Origin of the sequence: Rhizobium sp. NLR16a, from assembly GCF_017948245.1 — a bacterium.
In the GTDB taxonomy this organism is placed as follows: domain Bacteria; phylum Pseudomonadota; class Alphaproteobacteria; order Rhizobiales; family Rhizobiaceae; genus Rhizobium.
Window position 1 is genome coordinate 923590 of record NZ_CP072865.1, and the last position, 14800, is coordinate 938389.

General features: G+C 61.3%; 19 protein-coding genes and 1 pseudogene. 12 read left to right on the top strand and 8 right to left on the bottom strand.

The window, feature by feature from the left end; translation table 11 throughout:
* Positions 1 to 67: 67 nt before the first annotated feature.
* On the top strand, positions 68 to 433 hold the full coding sequence (locus J7U39_RS04270; RefSeq protein ID WP_210630549.1) for a response regulator: 366 nt from the start codon (positions 68 to 70) through the stop codon (positions 431 to 433).
* A gap of 131 nt (positions 434 to 564) precedes the next feature.
* Here J7U39_RS04270 and J7U39_RS04275 read toward each other — a convergent pair whose 3' ends face one another.
* The 3 genes from J7U39_RS04275 to J7U39_RS04285 all read right to left on the bottom strand — a co-directional run bounded on the left by J7U39_RS04275 (position 565) and on the right by J7U39_RS04285 (position 2354).
* Positions 565 to 756, bottom strand: a complete 192-nt coding sequence (locus J7U39_RS04275) for a hypothetical protein (protein ID WP_020921840.1) — start codon at positions 754 to 756, stop codon at positions 565 to 567.
* Entirely contained in the window at positions 753 to 1418 is a 666-nt protein-coding gene (locus J7U39_RS04280) for an acyl-homoserine-lactone synthase (protein WP_210630550.1), read from the bottom strand. The genes J7U39_RS04275 and J7U39_RS04280 overlap by 4 nt, the downstream gene beginning before the upstream one ends.
* A 210-nt stretch (positions 1419 to 1628) precedes the next feature.
* A complete protein-coding gene (locus J7U39_RS04285) occupies positions 1629 to 2354 on the bottom strand; it encodes a LuxR family transcriptional regulator (RefSeq protein ID WP_210630551.1) in 726 nt (241 codons plus the stop codon).
* A gap of 122 nt (positions 2355 to 2476) precedes the next feature.
* On the opposite strand from J7U39_RS04285, the gene J7U39_RS04290 reads away from it, so the two are divergent.
* Positions 2477 to 2671 carry a hypothetical protein gene (locus J7U39_RS04290; protein WP_020921837.1) on the top strand — a complete coding sequence of 65 codons (195 nt, stop codon included), beginning with the start codon at positions 2477 to 2479 and terminating at the stop codon, positions 2669 to 2671.
* A gap of 442 nt (positions 2672 to 3113) precedes the next feature.
* On the opposite strand, the pseudogene J7U39_RS31670 reads toward J7U39_RS04290, so the two are convergent.
* The 3 genes and pseudogenes from J7U39_RS31670 to J7U39_RS04300 all read right to left on the bottom strand — a co-directional run.
* Positions 3114 to 3264, bottom strand: a pseudogene (locus tag J7U39_RS31670) (GIY-YIG nuclease family protein); the annotation flags it as partial.
* Positions 3265 to 3473: 209 nt separating this feature from the next.
* The gene (locus J7U39_RS04295; RefSeq protein WP_210630552.1) at positions 3474 to 3713 is read right to left on the bottom strand and encodes a DUF2934 domain-containing protein; all 240 of its coding nucleotides are present in this window, start codon (positions 3711 to 3713) and stop codon (positions 3474 to 3476) included.
* A 25-nt stretch (positions 3714 to 3738) separates the two neighbouring features.
* Positions 3739 to 3945, bottom strand: a complete 207-nt coding sequence (locus J7U39_RS04300) for a hypothetical protein (protein ID WP_210631590.1) — start codon at positions 3943 to 3945, stop codon at positions 3739 to 3741.
* Positions 3946 to 4298: 353 nt separating this feature from the next.
* Between J7U39_RS04300 and J7U39_RS04305 the strand changes: the two genes are divergently transcribed.
* Positions 4299 to 4682, top strand: a complete 384-nt coding sequence (locus J7U39_RS04305) for a hypothetical protein (protein WP_038690240.1) — start codon at positions 4299 to 4301, stop codon at positions 4680 to 4682.
* A 315-nt stretch (positions 4683 to 4997) separates the two neighbouring features.
* Complete coding sequence (locus J7U39_RS04310; protein WP_210630553.1) at positions 4998 to 5408, top strand: DUF4174 domain-containing protein; 411 nt, start codon at positions 4998 to 5000, stop codon at positions 5406 to 5408.
* A 28-nt stretch (positions 5409 to 5436) separates the two neighbouring features.
* On the opposite strand, the gene J7U39_RS04315 is transcribed toward J7U39_RS04310, so the two are convergent.
* The gene (locus tag J7U39_RS04315; protein ID WP_210630554.1) at positions 5437 to 6147 is read right to left on the bottom strand and encodes a GntR family transcriptional regulator; all 711 of its coding nucleotides are present in this window, start codon (positions 6145 to 6147) and stop codon (positions 5437 to 5439) included.
* Between the two features lie 269 nt (positions 6148 to 6416).
* Between J7U39_RS04315 and J7U39_RS04320 the strand changes: the two genes are divergently transcribed.
* The 8 genes from J7U39_RS04320 to J7U39_RS04355 all read left to right on the top strand — a co-directional run bounded on the left by J7U39_RS04320 (position 6417) and on the right by J7U39_RS04355 (position 13435).
* Positions 6417 to 7505, top strand: coding sequence for an ABC transporter ATP-binding protein (locus J7U39_RS04320; RefSeq protein ID WP_210630555.1), 1089 nt, complete (start codon positions 6417 to 6419; stop codon positions 7503 to 7505).
* A gap of 45 nt (positions 7506 to 7550) precedes the next feature.
* On the top strand, positions 7551 to 8849 hold the full coding sequence (locus tag J7U39_RS04325) for a PotD/PotF family extracellular solute-binding protein (protein WP_210630556.1): 1299 nt from the start codon (positions 7551 to 7553) through the stop codon (positions 8847 to 8849).
* Between the two features lie 156 nt (positions 8850 to 9005).
* On the top strand, positions 9006 to 9920 hold the full coding sequence (locus J7U39_RS04330) for an ABC transporter permease (RefSeq protein WP_210630557.1): 915 nt from the start codon (positions 9006 to 9008) through the stop codon (positions 9918 to 9920).
* Position 9921: 1 nt separating this feature from the next.
* Positions 9922 to 10743 (top strand): ABC transporter permease, encoded by an 822-nt coding sequence (locus J7U39_RS04335; protein ID WP_210630558.1) that lies wholly within the window; start codon positions 9922 to 9924, stop codon positions 10741 to 10743.
* A gap of 1 nt (position 10744) precedes the next feature.
* Positions 10745 to 11488, top strand: coding sequence for an aspartate/glutamate racemase family protein (locus J7U39_RS04340; RefSeq protein ID WP_210630559.1), 744 nt, complete (start codon positions 10745 to 10747; stop codon positions 11486 to 11488).
* A gap of 3 nt (positions 11489 to 11491) precedes the next feature.
* Positions 11492 to 12103 (top strand): flavin reductase family protein, encoded by a 612-nt coding sequence (locus J7U39_RS04345; RefSeq protein WP_210630560.1) that lies wholly within the window; start codon positions 11492 to 11494, stop codon positions 12101 to 12103.
* Between the two features lie 80 nt (positions 12104 to 12183).
* Positions 12184 to 12678, top strand: coding sequence for a heme-degrading domain-containing protein (locus J7U39_RS04350; RefSeq protein ID WP_064803906.1), 495 nt, complete (start codon positions 12184 to 12186; stop codon positions 12676 to 12678).
* 133 nt (positions 12679 to 12811) lie between these two features.
* Entirely contained in the window at positions 12812 to 13435 is a 624-nt protein-coding gene (locus tag J7U39_RS04355; protein ID WP_210630561.1) for a DUF2799 domain-containing protein, read from the top strand.
* Positions 13436 to 13498: 63 nt separating this feature from the next.
* On the opposite strand, the gene J7U39_RS04360 is transcribed toward J7U39_RS04355, so the two are convergent.
* Complete coding sequence (locus J7U39_RS04360; protein WP_210630562.1) at positions 13499 to 14758, bottom strand: AGE family epimerase/isomerase; 1260 nt, start codon at positions 14756 to 14758, stop codon at positions 13499 to 13501.
* Between the last annotated feature and the right edge of the window lie 42 nt (positions 14759 to 14800).

Below are 14800 nucleotides of genomic sequence, written 5' to 3' on the forward strand. Positions count from 1 at the left end.
CACTGGAACCTTCGCATGGCGGATACACTTATTCGAATCATATTTCGCACGGAAAGGGCGATTGCAGATGACTTCGAACAGTGCCGTGGTGCTCATCGTGGAGGATGAGCCGCTGATCCGGTTCAATATCCTCGATGTGCTGGAGGACGTCGGTCATGTGGCGCTGGAGGCGGCGAATGCGGATGAGGCGCTGGTGGTGCTGAAGGGGCGGCAGGATATCGATATCCTGTTCACTGACGTCAACATGGCCGGTTCGATGGATGGCATCCAGCTTGCCAAGCGGGTGAGGGCGATGCGGCCGAATATCGGCATCATTATCACCTCCGGCATGGTGCGGCTCGATCCGATGGCGCTGCCCGCCAATACCGCCTTCCTGCCCAAGCCCTATCTGCACGACACGCTGATTGCGGCGATCGATTCCCTGATGGCATAAATGTCCTCCCCGATGAGGTGACGACCTCGGCTAACCGGGGCGCGCGGCCGCAAAACGGGGACAGGTTTTGCGGCCGCGCGAGGCGCTGCGAGGCGAGCCCCTCTTCAGGCGCGGCGGAGGGGACCGCACCCTCAGCCGAAGCTGCTCTTCAGCGCCTCATTCTCATGCTGAGCCTTCTTTTCGTAGATTGTGAACAGCGCCATCGAAAGCAGATAGGAGAGGAACGGATCCCCTATCTGCGTGGCGATGTCGCGGGATGCGAGGACATGGCGCTCCAGGGCGGAGATGTCTTTCGGTGTTGCGGTTTCAACGAGGCGTTTCATGCTGCCATCTCCAGGAATTGCGTCACGACCGAGCGGGCCGGAACATGTCTGACATAAAGGGGTAGGGTCAGGCCGAGGGCGGCGCGCATCTTGCGCAGCACGCGGTCCGACACTTCGAAGGCGCCGCAGCAGACGGGATACTTGCCGTAGCCGTCGGCGCGGCCGAGTTCTTCCACTTCGGCGCCTGCGCGTTTGTAGACGCGCTTGAGATAGGGTTCGTAGTTGGAAATCATCGTATGGATGCCGTGGTCGAGCGCGCATTCGCAAAGCGCCAGCAGCATCATCGAGAAGGCGCGCCCGGCATCGATATTGGGGAAATCCTTGGCGATCGCCTCCTCGTCGATGCACATGCGCGTGCCTTCCCAGATGCCCGGGGCGACGAGATCGGCGGCAGCTGGAAAGGTCTCACGGAAGACGTCGTAGAGAAGCGTCGGACCGGTCGTCGGCATCAGCCGCATGCCGCCATAAAGGCGGGTGCGGCTGTCGTTGCACCAGACGAGGTAGGCCGGTGAAAGCGAATCGTAGCTGTCGCGTTCGTAAGGGCCGATGACAGGAACGTCCCAGCCGAGCTGGTCGGCGAAGACCTTCTTTCGCAGGCGGAACATCTGCTCGAGTACGGCGGCGTGTTTCTGATACTCATGTGCCTGAATGATAACGAACATTTTGCCCTCCAGCGTTTGCAGTTCGTGGAGAGCACAATGGTTCAGGCGGGCCGGATCGGAAATTCCCTCAGATGGGCCCCCTCAGATGGGGGGATTAGCCCAAAAGTATCAGGATTGGGTGGCGACGGGCAAAGACGAGGCGCGGCCGGGAAGGATCGCGATCCTCCGGCTGTTGAATCAACACGTATTTTCGGAAATCGATTCCGATTCTCAGGGATTGATGATGCGCAATTGCACGGCCCGCGAGGCCGCGGCCGAAATCGTGGCGCAGCCGAGCTTGAAGCGGGCAGTTTTCAGGTAGTCGCGCGTCGTGTGCTCCGATATGCCCAATATGACCGAGATATCCTTGTAATCCTTGCCGAGCGCCGTCCAGTGCAGGCACTCGATCTCGCGCGGCGACAATGTCGGCACCGGATCGTTCTCGCCATGCAGCTCATAAACGGCCTTGCGGTGGATCAGATGGGCGATCTCAATCCATTCATTGCGGCAGCGGCGCACGAGCTCGGCCCAGTCGTCGGCCGGAATGCGGGCGTTCAGCGACAGGAGCGCGCGGCGCTGCGCCTTGTCGGCGACGGGAATGGAATAGCCGTTGCCGCCGATGCCGTGCTTCTGGGCGTCGACCAGCATGGCATAGGCTTCCGGCGTCGGCTCGACCTCGCTCCAATCGAAGGGCAGCTGGCGCTCGAAGCCCTGCTTGACGATCGGATCGACCTTCACATAGCTGTTCAAGAGGTAGCGGGAGACCCAGGCATCCGGATAGGTGGTGCGCACGAAGGGGGAATCGATCTTGCTCGCGATCGTCTGGGCGAGATGGTAAGTCACGAAATCGAGGCCATATTCCGCCTGGAGAATACGGATGGCGGCATCCACATTGGTTGCGGCCTTGATCTGTTCGAAAGCGGGTTCGAACTTGTCGCTGTAGGTATTCTCGATCATTTCCGTTGTCCCAGTTCCCTCAATCCTACCGTGAGGACCGTCATAAATACAAGGCATCCCCACATATGCGGGGAATGACAATCCGGCCGCCGCCTGCTAGCGCCTTCATGAGGAGACCTCATATGGACAGCAAGAGACCGTTCGAGATTGCCGAATGCCGACAGGCCGCCAAAGGCCTGAAATCCAGCTGGCAGGACATGGCAGGTTCCGAAGCGTTGATCCGCGCCCTTGTTGCCGAGCGCAACGGCGACACCCCGCTGGCACTGTTCTGGACCGAGGTCCACCGGGCACTTTGCCAGGAAAACAACGCCTTCTGACATGGCCCGCCCCGGCGGGCGGCGTGAGGCTTCCCCGACATGAGAGGCTCGGCCGGGCATCAATCAGCGCCGCGGCCGGATGGAACCACGCTTCGCGCATGCGCAGTTTTTCATCCCCGTTCCGTTTCCGATTTTGCGAGGAGAGTGTCGAGGGGCAATGTCGGGGGCGGGTGAAAGAAAAACCCGTACTCCGTGGATTTGTGCCAATATGCTTGACGAAGTGTTTCAAGCGGAAACAGCGGCGTTCGGGGAAGGAGGTTGGACTGTGCCATTTATTGACGCTCCGCCGTGCGCCGTTCTCCGGTGAGCCAAACCGCGCCCTCTATCCGCCCTCGGCTGAGGCACCGCATCCCTCTCTCCGCCATCCGTGAGGCAAGCTGCCCCTCTCTCCGCCCTCATCCTTGTCCGTTGCCGTTGGTGTATAAACGGGTTGCGCGACGGGGATACGGTCATAGGTTTCGGTAAAGACGAGGTCGACCGGGAGGCGCTTGGCAGTGTAGCCGGCATGGGTCCCGGCATTGTGCTCCACACGCGTGCCTCGATCTCCTGCTGGTCAGCCCGGTATAATGGGAGCCGTCGCTGCAGTGTAGGATACAGACGGTGACTTCCCTGGCGGCAGGCTAGCATGGCGAGCGCAGCGCGCCGGCGCCAGGGTGCTCCCGCGCCGGTGAGGCAAGCCGCACCCTATCTCCGCCCATATCCTGATGTGCCCCGTCGCGGCTCGAAGAGCGAGGGCATCGGCATCCGGGGATGCAGTGCAATTGAACGGCGCCGTGCAAAATCTCGCGGCTGGCCGCTGGGGTCAACCGGCCTTGGCCGGCGGGGTGAGCCAGCCGTCGCGCGGCAGTTCCGGCCGTGGCGGCTTCGGGCGAAACTTCACCAGCACTTCACGTCCGTCGACGGAGGCCTGGGTGCGTTCCAGCGCGTCCCGCTCGGCGACCGCCTGGCGCCAATGTTCGCTATCCCGGCCGTCAGGGCGGCCCTGTTCCTCCCAGATCGCATAGGCCCGCTTGCTAATCCATTCGTGGCGTCTGTCGCTCATCCGTCGGTTCCGTCCGTGAAAGGCGTTATTCGGCAATTCTGTCCGGCAGAACAGGCGCGCGGCGCTTGGCTGCCATCAGCAAATCGAGTTCGATCGAGGAAGGCCCGAAACGGGTAAACAGGCTCTCGGCCTGGTCGCTGCGCAGGCCATATTTTGAGGCGAATTCATCAAGGCTGTAAGGACGGCCGCGCAGGACTCTGGCCCGCCGCTCCGGTTCACGGATTTGCGTCATTGCTGGTAACCCCATCTGCTTTTGCGAAGTGCGCGAACAAAACAGATTACAGCCGCAAAAGTTCCGTGATTTTTCAGGGTTTTTTCCGCCTCCCGCACCATGCTCACGCGGCTGGCATGGATTTTCATGAACGCGGCGTACTGAGAAAATTTCGCCTAAAACATGCAGGAATTTCATGCGTTTAGGAAAACGGGTGCCACCTCGGCCGAGAAATGGGCTTTATTCACGAAAGGTTACTCTATAGAATCAATCGTGTTATTCGGTCCGCAGGGGCAAAAAAGACGCTGTGTTCCCCGCGTTCATGCCGACCGATCCAGGAGGATTTTGGCTTAATCCATCAAGAGGAGACAGACATGATGAATGCCCTGCCGCCACTTCATAACGGCCACGCGCCGTTTACCCTCCAGCAGCTGTTTCGCGAAGCACTTTACGCCTTCGAGGAGTGGGACAGCGAATTGACCGAACCGATCGTGACCCATGAAGGAAGGGTCATCCCGATAAGCTTCGTTTTCGAAGCCATGCGCGAATGCACCGATATCGTGCCGATGAATATCGTCGGCGCCGTCACCGAGCGGCTGACCAAGCCGTGGGAGGGCGAAGGTCCGCTCGACCAGATGACCTTCTCGACGGCGGCACGCGTCATGCGCGTGCTGGTGCGCAAACGCCTCCTTGCGAACGGCACAGCGGACCTCGTGGCCGTCTCGGCGCATGCGGCCGAGGACCAGAGCCGCGATTGACGGGAAAGAAATCGCGGCCAAAGCATGTCGCGCAAAAGTGTGCTGCGGTTTTGCGATAAGGACATGCGTCAAACAAAGACCTAAAGCGCAAGAAGCGAATCTGAAAGATCGCGTTGCGCTTTAGGAGCTGCGATCCTTTTCCGCTTCGTCGGAACCTCCCCCGATTCCAGCCGTTTACTGCATGATCCCAGTTCGTATCGGATTTGGGAATTATTCAGTTATTCAGCGCGTTACAGCGTTCTTGCTCGTCTTGAAATACGCGGCCGCTGGAATGCGCAGTCACAGCCCGTGAGATGACGGGCGAGGAATAGCACCATGCTGAGATCCATCGTTCATGAAATCATCGGCACACCGCGACGTGAGCCGGAACTCCCGCAATCGCTCGAGCAGTTTCGAGGCAGCAAACGGGTGCTGATCATCTTCGCCGATGCGCAGGACGACCGCCCAGCAATCCAGGACGAATGGTTGCGGAACGCACAGATGCGCCTCATCGAGGAAGACGTCGAAGTTTTCATCATCGCCGGCGGCGGCGCCTTCTCGCTGTTCGACGATGCTTGGGAGCTTGATGCGGACGATATTCGCGAGCGGCTGCAGGGACCGCCTTACAGCGAGTTCGGGCTGATCCTGATCGGGCGTGACGGCTCGGTGAAGCTGCGTTCGGGCGAGCCGCGCACGGTGGAAGAAATTTTCGCCGCGCTGGACAAGCTGCCGAAGAAGGCGTCGTGATAGCTGCGGGCGACGTGCGCCCACCCGTTCAGAGTTCGAAGGCTTCCTTGAGACCGAGGCTCTTGCGTTCGCGCAGGTCAAGATCGGACTCGATATGGGCGATGTGATGCAGCATCAGCCGACAGGCGCGGTCGAGTTCGTTGCCTTCGATCGCCGAGATGATGTCGCCATGTTCGGAATGGCCGCAACTGGAAGCGGTCGACTGGCCGTAGAGCGCGATGACGAGGGATGAGCGGGCGACGAGCTCCTCCATGAAACGCTGCATGATGGCGTTGCCCGAAATTTCCGCCAGCATCAGGTGGAAATCGCCGGATGCCTTGATCTCGGCGCGCCGCGCCGTCTGGCCGCGCTCGTTCATCAGGCGGCCTTCTTCCTGCAAAAGCTCTCGCAGATTCCTGATGTCATCGGGGGTGATCCGCGCCGCCGCCTCGCGCAATATGCCGGGCTCGACGAGGCGCCGGGCGGAAAAGATCTGCCGCGCCTCATCAGGGGAGGGATAGGCGACGAAGGCGCCGCGGTTCTTTTCGACGCTGACGAGGCCCTCATAGGAAAGCGCCTGCAGCGCCGCGCGGGCAAGTGTGCGGCTGACGTTGAAAAGTTTGCCGACATCGCCTTCGGAAAGCTTGGTGCCGGGGGAAAGCCTGCGCTCGACGATTGCCTCGCGAATGGCGTCGCGGATCTGGTGCGCGCCGGTTTCGGCGACTTCTTCGGCCTGGATGGCCTTGGCGGCGGATTTCATGAAGACTATTCCCTGATGGCGGGCAAACCATACCCGGCTTCGCGGCAAAAGTTAAACGGAATTTGTCATCGAAACGCCGGTTAAATTGTATACGATTTTCTGCGTAAATTGCAGACGATAGCCTAAATGATGTGCAGACGATGCGGTGCCCATAAAATGTGCCTGCACGGTCTCGAGTATTAAAATCCTTTCCTGTTAATAGCTTAGTCGAGGTTGGATGCGATTGGCACGGCAGATGCATCGTCTTTCCCGAACAAGGGGAAGGCATGATGTCGAAAGCGGCAGAGATCGATATAGTATCCGTTTCGAAGGTTTACGGAACGACGACGGCCGTGCATGGGATCAGCCTGAAGATTCCGGCCGGTTCCTATTGCTGCTTCCTCGGCCCGTCGGGCTGCGGCAAGACCTCGACGCTGCGAATGATCGCCGGCCATGAGAGCATTTCTTCGGGCGACATCAGGCTCGGCAAAACAGTCGTCACCGATCTTCCGCCAGCCAGGCGCGGCACGGCGATGATGTTCCAGTCCTACGCGCTTTTCCCGCATCTTGACCTGGTCGACAATGTCGCTTTCAGCCTCAAGATGAAGGGCGTCGACAAGCCTCAGCGGCGGGCCAAGGCGCTCGAGATGCTGAAGTTGATGCAGATGGAGCCCTATGCCAACCGGCGTCCGGCTCAGCTTTCCGGCGGCCAGCAGCAGCGTGTGGCGCTGGCCCGCGCCTTGATTACCGATCCGGAGGCGCTGTTGCTCGACGAGCCGCTGTCGGCGCTCGATCCGTTCCTGAAGATCCGCATGCGCGCCGAACTGAAGAAGCTGCAGAAGTCGCTCGGCATCACCTTCGTCCACGTCACCCACAGCCAGGAAGAGGCGATGGCGCTCGCCGACGTCATCGTCATCATGAATGACGGCCGGATCGAGCAGGCGGCGGCACCCCGCGAGGTTTTCGAGAAGCCGGCAACCGCCTTCGTCGCCCGCTTCATGGGTGATCACAACGTCTTGTCCGGCCGGGTGACGTCGAGCGCGGACGGCATGCTCGTCATGACCGTGCCGGAGGGGCAGAGCTTTTCCGTGCGGGGCGAGGGCAGGGAAGTCGGCGAGCCGGTCGATATCGGCATCCGCACCGATCGCGTGCGCCTGCAGGTGGCGACTGAGTGGACACTCGGCTTCAACGGCATCGTCGCTAACGTCGAATATCGCGGCTCCTCGGTGAAGATCACCGTTCTCGGCGCCGGCAGCGACGACTTCACCGTCATATCTGACGATAGCGACTATTTCGCCCGCCCGGTCGCCGTCGGTGACGCGGTCTCACTCAGCTGGGAACGTGAGGATGCGGTGCTTCTCGGCCGCGCCTCTGCATGAGCAATCAAAAACATCAACTTCCACATCAAGAAAAGGGGAACTGACATGACGACTGAAACGACATCGACCAAGGCGGAAAAGGGTCTTTCCCGCCGCACGCTCTTGAAGACGGGTGCTGCCGCCGTCGGCGCCATCGCCGGCTCCGGAGCTATCTCCGGCTTTCCCACCATCTGGGCGAAGACGAACATCACGCTTCGCCAGTTCGGCACCGGCGTTTCCAACATCAATGCCATCGCTGAAAAGTGCAAAGCTGACCTCGGCATCACGCTGGAGATGACGGCGACTGATTCCGACGCCGCGGCCCAGCGTGCCGTCACCCAGCCCGACAGCTACGATATCGCCGACATCGAATACTGGATCGCCAAGAAGGTGTTTCCAACAGGCGTGCTGCAGCCGATGGACGTCAAGAAGCTCAAATATTACGACAAGATCGTGCCGCTGTTCATCAACGGCAAGCTGAAGCCGGACAGCGTCATCGCCCAGGGCACTGCGCCACATACGGTCGGCTTCGTCGAGGCGCAGGGCGCCAAAAAGTTCGCCAAGGAGCCGACGCAGTGGATGACGATGGTTCCCACCATCTACAATGCCGACACGCTCGGCATCCGCCCCGATCTCGTCGGCCGAGACATTACCAGCTGGGCCGACATCATGGATCCGAAGTTCAAGGGCAAGACTTCGATCCTCAACATCCCGTCGATCGGCATCATGGATGCGGCGATGATCATGGAAGCCATGGGCAACATCAAATATGCCGACAAGGGCAACATGACCAAGGAGGAGATCGACAAGACGATCGAATTCCTGATCAAGGCCAAAGGCGACGGCCAGTTCCGCGCCTTCTGGAAGAGCTTCGACGAGTCGGTCAACCTCATGGCCTCGGGCGAAGTCGTCATCCAGTCGATGTGGTCGCCGGCCGTCGCCGCCGTCCGCTCCAAGGGCATCGCCTGCAAGTATCAGCCGCTCAAGGAAGGTTACCGCGCCTGGGGCGGCGGCCTCGGCCTCGCCTCGCATCTCAAGGGGGCACAACTCGATGCGGCGTACGAATATATCAACTGGTATACGTCGGGCTGGGTCGGTGGCTACCTCAACCGCCAGGGCTACTATTCTGCCTGCATGGAGACGGCCAAGAACTTCATGACGGCAGACGAATGGGGTTACTGGATCGAAGGCAAGCCGGCACAGGGCGATATCCTCTCGCCCGAAGGCAAGGTCATGGAGAAGGCCGGCGCTGTGCGCGACGGCGGCTCCTTCGAAGCCCGCATGGGCGCGGTCGCCTGCTGGAACTCGGTCATGGACGAAGACCGCTACATGGTCCGCCGCTGGAACGAGTTCATCGCGGCGTAAGCGGTTGCCGCTTTCCCCTCCCCAACCCTCCGCACAAGGGGAGGGAGTCCGGAGGTGGCGCGGCACAGAAACTCCCTCCCCCTTGTGGGGAGGGTTGGGGAGGGGTCTTTCGAGCCCTCCCATGCGGATGATGAATGACTTCCGAAAGGGCAAGGAATGGCGGCGATCGTTTCAGAGCAGACGGATCAGGCTTCGCGGCCGGCGAACCGCCATACCTTCCGCCTCTCCCCCTCGGCCATCTCCTATCTCCAGGCGACGCCGCTCATCGCCATCCTCGGTTTCTTCTTCCTGCTACCGATCGCAATGATCGCTGTCGTCAGCTTCTGGGACTACGACTTCGCCGGCCTCTATCCCGCTTTCCTCACCATGAACTACACCGACACGCTCGGTTCATGGGTGACGTGGAAGACCTATCTCAACACGCTGAAATTCACCGCCATCGTCTGGGCGCTGACGCTGGTCATCGGCTTCTGGGTCGCCTATTTCCTGGCCTTCCACATCCGCAAGACCTCGACGCAGATGATCCTCTTCCTCGTCTGCACGGTGCCGTTCATGACCTCGAACATCATCCGCATGATCTCCTGGATCCCGGTGCTCGGGCGCAATGGCCTGGTCAATTCGGCGCTGATCAAGATGGGCATCGTTCCGCAGCCGATCGAATGGCTGCTCTATTCCGATTTCGCCGTCGTGCTCGCCATGGTGCATCTCTATACGCTGTTCATGGTGACGCCGATCTTCAACACGCTGATGCGTATCGACCGGTCGCTGTTCGAGGCGGCCCGCGATGCCGGCGCCTCCGGCTGGCAGGTGCTCTGGAACGTGGTCATTCCGCTTGCCAAGCCCGGCATGGCGATCGGCACGATCTTCGTGGTCACGTTGGTGATGGCCGACTTCTCGACGGTGCAGGTGATGTCCGGCGGCCAGAGCGCCTCGGTGGCGCTGATGATGAAGAACCAGATGTCGTTGCTGCAATATCCGGCCGCCGCCGCCAATGCCGTGGTGCTGCTTGCGGTGGTGCTCATGATGGTCGCCGCCATCCTGCGTGTCGTCGATATCCGCAAGGAGCTTTGAGATGAACCACGAAAAACGCGGCCTCGAATTCTATCTGCTGGCGACCTTCTTCGTCCTCTTCGTGCTGTTCCTCTACGGCCCGCTCTCGGCGATCCTCATCCTCTCCTTCCAGGGACCGGACGGCGGCCTGACCTTCCCGATGAACGGGATTTCCACCCATTGGTTCTTCAACCTGTTCGAAAAGCAGGCGGTCGGCGATTTCGGCGCCTCGTTCCGTCGCTCCTTCACCCTCGGGCTGATGGTGATGGTGGTAACCGTCGTCGTGTCGCTGCTGGCCGGCCTTGCCTTCCGCCGCCGTTTCCGCGGATCGACGGCGCTGTTCTACGCCACGGTCGCAAGCCTCGTCGTGCCGTCGATCATCATTTCGCTCGGCATCGGCGTCGTCTTTCAGGAGGGCGGTCTCAAGCCCGCATGGTATTCCTCGGCCTTCGGGGCGCATCTGACCTGGACGCTGCCCTTCGGCGTGCTGATCATGTTTGCCGTCTTCAACCGTTTCTCGCCCGCTTACGAGGAAGCGGCCCGCGATCTTGGCGCCACCTCCTGGCAGACGTTCCGGCATGTCGTGCTGCCGATGATCGCCCCGAGCCTGATCGGCGTCGGGCTGTTCGGCTTCACGCTTTCCTATGACGAATTCGCGCGCACATTGATGACGTCGGGCAGCTACAATACGCTGCCGCTCGAAATCTACGGCATGACGACCAATGTCACGACGCCGGTGCTCTATGCACTCGGCACGGTGACGACGCTGTTTTCCTTCACCATCATTCTCATTGCGCTCGGCATCATGACGATGCTGGGGCGGCGGCAGGCAAAGATAGACTGATATGCGCATCCTCATCGTCAATCCGAATACCACGGCCTCCATGACCGAGAAGGCTGCGGCCGCCGCGCGGGTGGTCGCAGCATCCGGCACCGAGATCATCGCCGCGACATCCACCATGGGGCCGGCCTCCATCGAGGGGCATTACGATGGGGCGCTGGCGATCCCCGGCCTGCTTTCCGAACTCCACGCCCGGCAGGCGGCGGGCTACGATGCAGCCGTCATCGCCTGCTTCGACGACACCGGGCTCGACGCGGCACGGAGCTTCGCCGATGTGCCGATCCTCGGGCTTTGCGAATCCGCCGTGTTCACGGCGGGCTTCCTGGCGCAGCGCTTTACCGTGGTGACGACGCTGGAGCGGTCGCGGGTGCTGATCGACAATCTGGTGCGCCGCTACGGCATGGGCGAGCGCGCCAAGGTGCGCGCCTCCGACATCCCGGTACTGGAGTTGGAAAATGCGGCCTCGGGCGCGATCGGCAAGCTGAAGGCCGAGATCGAGCGGGCGCTTGCCGAAGACGGCGCCGAGGCGATCGTGCTTGGCTGTGCCGGCATGACGGATCTGGCCAGGCAATTGCAGGAGATTTACGGCGTGCCCGTCGTCGACGGAGTGGCGGCCGCCGTCAAGCAGGCCGAGGCGCTGGTGTCGCTCGGGCTTTCCACCAGCAAGCGCGGCTCCTACGCCTCGCCGCTGCCGAAACCCTTTATGGGCGCGATGAGCGGTTTCTCGCCGGCCCCGGAAATCGGCTAACCCATGGCCGTCTCCTTCGATTTCAAAGAGCTTTCGGAGCGCGAGCGTTACAAGCTGATGATCGGCACGATCATCCCGCGGCCGATCGCGCTGGTGACGACGGTCGACGAGCATGGCCGGATCAACGCGGCGCCCTTCAGCTTCTTCAACTGCCTGTCGGCCGAACCGCCGATCCTGGCGATCGGCGTCGAGAACAATGCGGATATGTCGTTCAAGGATACCGGCCACAATATCCGCATGACCGAAGTCTTCACGGTCAACATCGTCTCCTTCGCCATCGCCGAGGCAATGCATGTCTGCGGCAGCAAATATCCGCGCGGCATCGACGAGTTGAAGGAAGCCGGGTTGACGGCGGTGCCGGGCGAGAAGGTGGCGTCGCCGTTCATCGCCGAGGCACCGGCCGCCTTCGAATGCCGGCGGCATGTGACGCTGGAGCTTGGCCGCTCGCGGCAGATCGTCATGGGCGAAATCCTCTACGCGCATTATCGTGACGGCGTCGTCGATCCCGAGAGGCTGCATGTCGATCCTGCGGCGGTCGATGCCATTGCGCGATTGGGCGGCGATACCTGCGCCACCATCCGCGACCGTTTCGAGATGCTGACGCCGAAGCTCTGATAGACCCAAGTTTTGCTTTACTTTTTCTCTTCTGATGAGAATGGTCTGCAGCGGATCATTGCAGGAGAGGAGCGCCTATCATGACAATCGACAACGATCTCAGTCGGATCGCCGAGCAGGAAAAGGCGCTGAGCTTCGACGCCTTCGATCTCACCACTGCCTGGCAGCTCGGCAAGCTTCTGCAGGAACTCGCCAGCGAGCGCGGCCTCGGGATCGCGATCGACGTGACGCTGCATTCGATGCCGGTCTTCTACGCAGCATTGCCGGGCGTGACGCCTGACAACGTCAACTGGGTCCGCCGCAAGCGCAACATGGTTCTGCGCTATTTCCGCAGCAGCTATGCCTCCGGCCTGAAGCTCAGCAAGGATGGCAAGACCGTCGAGGACAACGGGCTTGATGGCGCCGATTATGCGCCGCATGGCGGCAGTTTTCCGATCAACGTCAAAGGCACCGGCTGCATCGGCGCCGTGACCGTCTCCGGCCTGCCGCAGCGCGACGACCACAATCTTGTGGTCGAGGCCTTAGCGCTGATGCTGGCGAAAGATCTGGATACGTTGCGGCTCGCTCCGCTCTGAGGTGGCGCGCGCCGCCCTGATTTCGACAGAAAAAAGCCATGAAAAATGCAAAATCGCGCCGCCGCTCCGGTGACGCGGCCTTGTCCTGCAGTTAAGGTGCGGCATCCGCCCTCCTTAACCTTCCCGGGACGCTATGATCCGCTTGTTCTTTGCGCTTGCCGCCGCCATCGGTTTCGGTCTTTTGCTTGCCTCCTGCAATACGCTGTCCAAGGAGGAATGTGTTGCCGCCGACTGGCGGGTGATCGGCGAGAGCGACGGGGCCGCAGGCTATGAGCCGCAGCAGCGTTTCGCCGCGCATGCGAAATCCTGCGAACGCGTGAAGATCGTGCCGGATCAAACGATCTGGTTCCAGGGATACCAGTCCGGCCTGGTGCGTTACTGCACGCCCCTCAGCGGTCTGGCGCGCGGCCAGGCGGGCAGTGGCTACGCCAATGTCTGCCCGCCCGAAACGGCATCCGGCTTCCTGCGCGGCTTCAACCTCGGCAGCAAGCAGCACGGGCTACAGGAGCGACTCAATTCGATGCAGAACGATTACAGCTCCAAGGAGGCTGAAATCGACGAGCTGTCCGACAGGCTGAAGGATGCGAAGGACGGCGACAGGTCGGAGTTACGCCGGCGGATCGAGGATCTCGAAGACGACATGCACGACATTCGTCGCGACCAGCGCGACGTGCAGGACGAACTCGACCGTGTAAACGAGGATGTCGAGTGGTTCCAGCGCAACCCCACCGCAGAGTTGAGGGCACCGGGCTATTGAAGTTTGCAGCCCAGCGCGTCTTTTCAGACGCGCTGGGGGGACGGTGAACTTTGGATCGATGTCTCAGAGCCTGCCGCCGACGTCGGCAATGCCCTTCGTCAGGCTGCCGGTTGCCGGAAAGAGCGGGATGAGGCAGGCCTGCAGGGCGTGGTAGATATCGCCCTTACCTGGGAAAAGCGAGTGCGACGGGATGAGATCCTCCGTCAGTTCCTCATGCCAGCCGCCGTTCCTGTGATCGATGAAGGCGCGCTCGATAACGTTCCAGATCTTGCGGTAGCATTCCTCGTGGTAGTCGCTCGGCAGGTGCTCGTTGAGGAAGTGTGCGGCGGCAGCACCTTCGCAGGCCGGCCACCAGAGCTTGTTGCGCTTGGCCGGTTTATCCGCCCAGTCGAGGGTGTAGAAGAAGCCGCCCTTGTCGTTGTCCCAGCCGAGGACCATGGATTGCTCGAAAAGGGCTTTCGCCGCATCCGGCATCCATTCGATGCGTTTGCCGCCGAGCGCCCAGAGCTGCAGGATGAGGCGGGCCCATTCCAGCCAATGGCCGGGCGTCGTGCCGGCCGGACGGAACATTTCGTTCGGATGATAGTAATCCTTATCGAGGTTCCATTCGGCATCGAAATGTTCGGCGACGCGCCAGTCGACCGAACCGGCCGCGCGGCGGATGACGAGATCGGCGATGCTTTCGGCCTTGGCGAGGTATTCCTTGTCACCGGTGGCTTCGAAGGCGGCCATCAGCGCCTCGGTCAGGTGCATGTTGGAGTTCTGGCCGCGATAGGCGCCGCCCTCGAGCGGCTGCCAGTCGGCGGTGAATTCCTCGGCGATGGCGCCGTGGCGCGGCTCCCAGAACCTGGTGTTCAGGATCTCGGTGATATCGGCGAGCATGCCGTCGGCAAGCGGATGGCCGATCGTCTTGGCCGACGAGGCGGCGAGCAGCACGAAAGCATGACCGTAACCCTGCTTGTTGGAATCGACCGGACCATTATTGTCGAGCGACCAGAAATAGCCGCCATTCTTGCGGTCACGATGGTGGTTCCAGAGATAGTCCATGCCGTGGTCGACGACATTGGAGGCGCCGGGACGGCCGAGCAGGGCGCCGATCGAAAAACAATGGACCGCGCGCGCCGCGATATGGATGCCGCGCACCTGGCCCTCGGCATCGAGGGGCCGGCCGGCGTCGTCGAGATCGTAGAAGCCGCCCTTGGGATTGATCGAATCATGCTGGAAGAAATCGAAGAGACCATTAGCCTGCGCCAGCAGCCAGCTGCGGTGATAGGCGCGGCTTGTCCAGTTTCCAAGCGCGGCGTTGCCGGTTGCGGATGCCATGATACTCCTCCGATTTCGTGCACAAGCCTGGCAAAGGCCTAT

Coding starts and splice junctions, on each gene's coding strand:
- J7U39_RS04270 (WP_210630549.1), top strand. CDS start 68: ATGACTTCGAACAGTGCCGTGGTGCTCATCGTGGAGGATGAGCCGCTG.
- J7U39_RS04275 (WP_020921840.1), bottom strand. CDS start 756: ATGAAACGCCTCGTTGAAACCGCAACACCGAAAGACATCTCCGCCCTG.
- J7U39_RS04280 (WP_210630550.1), bottom strand. CDS start 1,418: ATGTTCGTTATCATTCAGGCACATGAGTATCAGAAACACGCCGCCGTA.
- J7U39_RS04285 (WP_210630551.1), bottom strand. CDS start 2,354: ATGATCGAGAATACCTACAGCGACAAGTTCGAACCCGCTTTCGAACAG.
- J7U39_RS04290 (WP_020921837.1), top strand. CDS start 2,477: ATGGACAGCAAGAGACCGTTCGAGATTGCCGAATGCCGACAGGCCGCC.
- J7U39_RS04295 (WP_210630552.1), bottom strand. CDS start 3,713: ATGAGCGACAGACGCCACGAATGGATTAGCAAGCGGGCCTATGCGATC.
- J7U39_RS04300 (WP_210631590.1), bottom strand. CDS start 3,945: ATGACGCAAATCCGTGAACCGGAGCGGCGGGCCAGAGTCCTGCGCGGC.
- J7U39_RS04305 (WP_038690240.1), top strand. CDS start 4,299: ATGATGAATGCCCTGCCGCCACTTCATAACGGCCACGCGCCGTTTACC.
- J7U39_RS04310 (WP_210630553.1), top strand. CDS start 4,998: ATGCTGAGATCCATCGTTCATGAAATCATCGGCACACCGCGACGTGAG.
- J7U39_RS04315 (WP_210630554.1), bottom strand. CDS start 6,147: ATGAAATCCGCCGCCAAGGCCATCCAGGCCGAAGAAGTCGCCGAAACC.
- J7U39_RS04320 (WP_210630555.1), top strand. CDS start 6,417: ATGTCGAAAGCGGCAGAGATCGATATAGTATCCGTTTCGAAGGTTTAC.
- J7U39_RS04325 (WP_210630556.1), top strand. CDS start 7,551: ATGACGACTGAAACGACATCGACCAAGGCGGAAAAGGGTCTTTCCCGC.
- J7U39_RS04330 (WP_210630557.1), top strand. CDS start 9,006: ATGGCGGCGATCGTTTCAGAGCAGACGGATCAGGCTTCGCGGCCGGCG.
- J7U39_RS04335 (WP_210630558.1), top strand. CDS start 9,922: ATGAACCACGAAAAACGCGGCCTCGAATTCTATCTGCTGGCGACCTTC.
- J7U39_RS04340 (WP_210630559.1), top strand. CDS start 10,745: ATGCGCATCCTCATCGTCAATCCGAATACCACGGCCTCCATGACCGAG.
- J7U39_RS04345 (WP_210630560.1), top strand. CDS start 11,492: ATGGCCGTCTCCTTCGATTTCAAAGAGCTTTCGGAGCGCGAGCGTTAC.
- J7U39_RS04350 (WP_064803906.1), top strand. CDS start 12,184: ATGACAATCGACAACGATCTCAGTCGGATCGCCGAGCAGGAAAAGGCG.
- J7U39_RS04355 (WP_210630561.1), top strand. CDS start 12,812: ATGATCCGCTTGTTCTTTGCGCTTGCCGCCGCCATCGGTTTCGGTCTT.
- J7U39_RS04360 (WP_210630562.1), bottom strand. CDS start 14,758: ATGGCATCCGCAACCGGCAACGCCGCGCTTGGAAACTGGACAAGCCGC.